Genomic DNA, 4,785 nt, shown 5'->3' with positions numbered 1-4,785 from the left:
GCGTACCTTGTGCTCCAAGACCTCGAGCTCGCCCGGTTCGCGGAGCGGTTCGGCGACGCGGATGCCGCGGCGTACCGCTCACGCGCCGAGCGCACGCTCGGGCGACTGCTCGAGCTCTGGGACGACGAGCGCGGGATGTTCAACGCGCGGGCGGCCGGTGCGGAGGTCGCAAGCGACACCGTCGTGGGGCTGATGCCGCTGCTCACCGGGCGCCTGCCGGGCGACGTCGTCGACCGCCTCGTGGCGGCGCTGCAGGATCCGCGGCGATTCGGAGCGGCCTGGTCGGTGCCCACGGTGGCCGTCGGCGACCCCGACTTCTCGCCCGAGCGCATGTGGCGCGGCCCGGTCTGGGTGAACACGAACGCACTCGTCGTCGAGGGGCTGCGCGCGTCGGGGCATCCGGAGCTCGCGCGCGACCTCGCCGAGCAGACCGTGGCCCTCGTGATCCACGGCGGCGGACCGCATGAGTACTTCAACCCGGTCACGGGCGAGAAGGCGCACACCGCGACCACCGCGTTCGGCTGGTCGGCGGCACTGTTCATCGACCTGGCGGTCGGCCTCTCGTCGCCGGTCGAGTAGCGGCGGAGCCGCGTATCGAGACCTCGTGTCGAGGGGTGTCGATACTGCGCTGCGCGCCTACTCGGGCGTCCGTGGTGCGAATCGTTTTCGAGCGAGCCCGGGCAGGAGTTCCATCCGTCCCTCGATCAGCGCGATCCGCTTGGCCCTGCTCCAGTTCTGCACCTGTTTCTCAGCCAGATACGCCTCATCGATGCGTTCGAACTCGTGCTGGAAGACCAGCACGACCGGCAGGCGTCGGCGTGTGTATGCGGCACCGTACCCGCTGCAGTGCTCGGCCAGTCGTCGGGCGAGATCACGCGTGCTGCCTACGTAGAACGATCCATCGGAGCAGCGGAGGATGTAGAGGTGCGGCATCCGACGAGCGTCGCAATTCATCGTCAACGTCGGAGTGCCCGATGAGCCGAGCATCGATGATGCTCTCGATACGCGGGTGTGGAGGGCAGGTCGGAGACTGACGTCGGGTCTCGATACGGCGCTGCGCGCCTACTCGACCGGCGGCGACCGGTCGGGTCTCGATACGGCGCTGCGCGCCTACTCGACCRGCGGCGACCGGTCGGGTCTGGATACGGCGCTGCGCGCCTCCTCGACCGGTCGACAGCCGTCAGGCGGTGAAGTACGTGCTCGAGGCGTTGTCGAGGATGCGGCGCATGCCGTTCATCCAGTTCGCCTTGAGCGCGGCGATCGCCCCGGCCACGTCGCCGTCGGCGAGGTGCGCGGCGATCTCGGCATGCTCGGCGGCGACCCGCTCGACCATGACGTCGTTCGGCACGAGCAGGGACTCGTAGCGATGGAACGCGCCGCGCACGCTTGCGATCACGTCGAGCAGCCGCTGGTTCGGGCACGCCGAGAGCATGATTCCGTGCCATTCGTCGTCCTTCGAGACGACCAGCGCGTGCTGCACGACCTCCTGGTCGAAGTCCGYGGCGAGCGCGGAGAGGCGCCGGCCGATCGCGCGCAGCTCGTCGATCGGGCTCAACTCGAGAGCGAGGCTCTCGAGCGTGGCCATGACGGGAGCGAGGTCCTCGAACTCCTGGGCGCTGAGCGGGACGAACCGGAACCCCTTGCCGTTCTCGCTCGCGATCTGGCCCTCGCTCTCGAGGGCGATCAGCGCCTCGCGCAGGGGGGTGCGGCTGACGCCGAGTTCTGCAGCGAGCTGCACCTCGTTGATGCCCTCGCCGGGCTGCACCTCGCCGGCGCGCATCCGCGCGAGCAGTTCCTCGCGAACCTGCGAGCGAAGGTTCTTGCGTTCGATCGCCATCTGTCCTCGTCCTCCGGGCCGCTCGGCCGTCGCGGCAAGCCTAGGGCTTGACCGGTTCAGGCAACCGGCATACTGTGTCTGTATACAGAATACATTCGGCAGGCAGTCGTGTACAGCCTTCCCAAGCTCAGAGAGGAGACGGCGTGGCGGACGACACCCCCCGAAGCATCCGCCTCGACGCCCTCGCCTACGGCGGCGACTACAACCCCGACCAGTGGTCGGAGGAGGTCTGGCTCGAGGATGCGCGCCTCATGCGCGAGGCCGGAGTGAACCTCGTGAGCCTGCCGGTCTTCTCCTGGCCGCAGCTCGAGCCGCAGCCCGGCATCTACGACTGGGGCTGGCTCGACCGCGTGATCGACGTGCTGTGGGAGGCCGGGGTCAGGATCGACCTCGCGACCGCGACCGCCACGCCGCCGTCGTGGCTCATCCGCAGCCACCCCGAGATGCTGCCGTGGAACGAGGACGGCCGGCGACTCGAGTTCGGGTCCCGGCAGGCGTACTGCCCGAGCTCGCCCGTGTGGCGCGAGCACGTGGCACGGATGACGCGGGCGATGGCCGACCGCTACGGCGAGCACCCCGCACTCGCGCTCTGGCACGTGTCGAACGAGTACGGCGACCACGTGTCGCGCTGCTGGTGCCCCGAGTCATCCGCTCACTTCCGTCGCTGGCTCGAGGCGCGCTACGGCGACCTCGACGGGCTCAACGAGGCGTGGGGCGTGAACGTGTGGGGGCAGCGGTACACCGCGTGGGAGCACATCGAGGCGCCGCGCCGGGCGACCGGGCCGGTGAACCCGACGCAGCTGCTCGACTTCGAGCGGTTCTCGTCAGACGCGCTGCTCGAGCTCTTCCAGCTCGAGATCGACGTGCTGCGCGAAGTGACCCCCGAGGTCGCCGTGACCACGAACTTCATGAGCCTCCTGCGCGACCTCGACTACTGGGACTTCGCCGCCGCCGAGGACCTCGTCACCGACGACGCCTACCCCGACCCCGCCGATCCCGACGCGCACGTGCCGGCGGCGCTCAACTACGGGCTGATGCGCTCGCTCAAGGGCGGGCGGCCGTGGCTGCTGCTCGAGCAGGCCGCGAGCGCGGTGAGCTGGCGCGACGTGAATGTGCCGAAGGCCCCCGGCCGAATGAGAATCGACAGCCTCCAGGCCATCGCCCACGGCTCCGACGGCGCCATGTTCTTCCAGTGGCGGCAGGCGAGGTACGGCCAGGAGAAGTTCCACTCGGCCATGCTCGGCCACCGCGGCGAGGCGTCCCGCACCTTCCAGGAGACCAAGGCGTTCGGCGCCGAACTGCAGCGGCTCGCGGCCGTTCGAGGCACCCGCGTGCGCTCCCGGGTCGCCCTCGTCGTCGACTGGGATTCCTGGTGGGGGTCGTCGGCGACCGAGTCGCTGCCGTCGCAGCGACTGAACTGGCTCACGCAGGCGCGGGCCTGGCACGCGGCGCTCCACGCGCTCGGCCACCCCGTCGACACGGTTCGCGCCGTCGGTCCGTTCGACGGCTACGACGTCGTGGTGGTTCCGAACCTCTACCTCGCGGATGCCGCGCAGGCGGCAGCGTTCGCCGATTTCGTGGCGCGGGGCGGGCAGCTCGTGGTCGGTCCGTTCTCGGGCGTCGTCGACGCCACCGAGACGGTGCACGACGGCGGCGCACCCGGGCCGCTCCGTTCGCTGCTCGGCGTCGAGATCGACGAGCCCTGGCCGATCCGCGACGGGCAGGCGGAGCGCGTCGACCTCGACGCCGTCGGGTTCGGCAACGTCGTCTGGAGCGAGTGGCTTGAGCTGCACGACGGCACCGACGTACGCGCCCGGTACGCCACCGGAGAGCTCGCCGGCCGCGCGGCTGCGACCCGCCGCCCCTCTGCCGACGRCACGGGCGCCGCGTGGTACCTGAGCGCCGTGCTCGAGCCGGCGGGCATGATCGCCCTGTTCCGCGAGGTGCTCGCCGCGGCCGGCCTGCCGGTTCGGTCGCGCACCGACTCGGACCTCGAGGCCGTCACCCGCTCCGACGCGACGACCGACTACACGTTCGTGCTCAACCACGGCCACGGCGAGCTCACGGTCGACGTACCCGAGGGCGCCGAAGACCTGCTCACCGGCATCCGCACGACCGGCCGGCTCACCCTCGGCCGATTCGGCGCCGCCGTGCTCGCCGCGCCGCGCGCCGACGCGGCGCCCTTCATCACCCTGTCCGACACCACCGACTGAGGCACCATGACCGATCCGTTCGTCCATCCGTACATCCCGAACACCGCGCCCGAGTCGAGGGCCGCGATGCTCGCAGCAGTCGGTGCGGCATCCGTCGAGGAGTTCTACGCCGACGTGCCCGCCGACCTGCGGCTCGACCGGCCGCTCGACCTGCCCGCGCCGCTCGTCGCCGAGCAGGACCTCGTGCGCCACGTCGAGGGCCTGCTCGCGAAGAACGTGTCGACGCGGCAGCGCCTGAGCTTCCTCGGCGCGGGCACCTACCACCACTACGTGCCGGCCGTCGTCGACGAGGTCATCGGTCGCAGCGAGTTCCTCACCGCGTACGCCGGCGAGCCCTACGAGGACCACGGCCGCTTCCAGGCGCTGTTCCAGTACCAGTCGCTCATGGCCGAGCTGCTCGCGATGGACGTCGTGAACGTGCCGACCTACGACGGCTACCAGGCCACCGCGACCGCGCTCTCGATGGCCGGGCGGATGTCGGGACGCCGTCGCATCCTCGTCGCGAGCGACGTGCTGCCCGCGAAGCTCTCGAAGGTGCGCGACTTCGTGCGCGTGCATCTCGACCTCGAGTTCGTGCCCACCGTCGACGGCGTCGCGGATGTCGCGGGGCTGGCGGCACGGCTCGGCGACGACGTCGCCGCCGTATGGGTCGAGACCCCGAGTCACACGGGCGCGCTCGAGGCGCGGCTGCGCGAGATCGCCGACGACGCCCACGCCGTGGGCGCCGTGCTCGTG

General features: G+C 70.8%; 5 protein-coding genes. 3 read left to right on the top strand and 2 right to left on the bottom strand.

Annotation, left to right across the window (positions count from 1 at the left end):
• On the top strand, positions 1-579 hold a 579-nt coding region (locus tag AC1DY2_RS15465), incomplete at its 5' end, for an MGH1-like glycoside hydrolase domain-containing protein (protein ID WP_476763230.1).
• A gap of 57 nt (positions 580-636) precedes the next feature.
• Here the strand turns inward: AC1DY2_RS15465 and AC1DY2_RS15460 are convergent.
• Complete coding sequence (locus AC1DY2_RS15460; protein ID WP_476763229.1) at positions 637-987, bottom strand: GIY-YIG nuclease family protein; 351 nt, start codon at positions 985-987, stop codon at positions 637-639.
• Positions 988-1,180: 193 nt separating this feature from the next.
• Positions 1,181-1,837 carry a GntR family transcriptional regulator gene (locus AC1DY2_RS15455; RefSeq protein WP_476763228.1) on the bottom strand — a complete coding sequence of 219 codons (657 nt, stop codon included), beginning with the start codon at positions 1,835-1,837 and terminating at the stop codon, positions 1,181-1,183.
• 143 nt (positions 1,838-1,980) lie between these two features.
• Between AC1DY2_RS15455 and AC1DY2_RS15450 the strand changes: the two genes are divergently transcribed.
• Complete coding sequence (locus AC1DY2_RS15450) at positions 1,981-4,050, top strand: beta-galactosidase (protein ID WP_476763227.1); 2,070 nt, start codon at positions 1,981-1,983, stop codon at positions 4,048-4,050.
• Between the two features lie 6 nt (positions 4,051-4,056).
• On the top strand, positions 4,057-4,785 hold a 729-nt coding region (locus AC1DY2_RS15445), incomplete at its 3' end, for a PLP-dependent aminotransferase family protein (RefSeq protein ID WP_476763226.1).

The organism is Agromyces sp. P1_H4 (assembly GCF_056405255.1).
This window is presented reverse-complemented; position numbering and strand designations above follow the sequence as displayed.

What these genes read in the sequence shown, in the direction of transcription:
- AC1DY2_RS15460 (WP_476763229.1), bottom strand. Translation starts at nt 987, where the DNA reads ATGCTCGGCTCATCGGGCACTCCGACGTTGACGATGAATTGCGACGCT.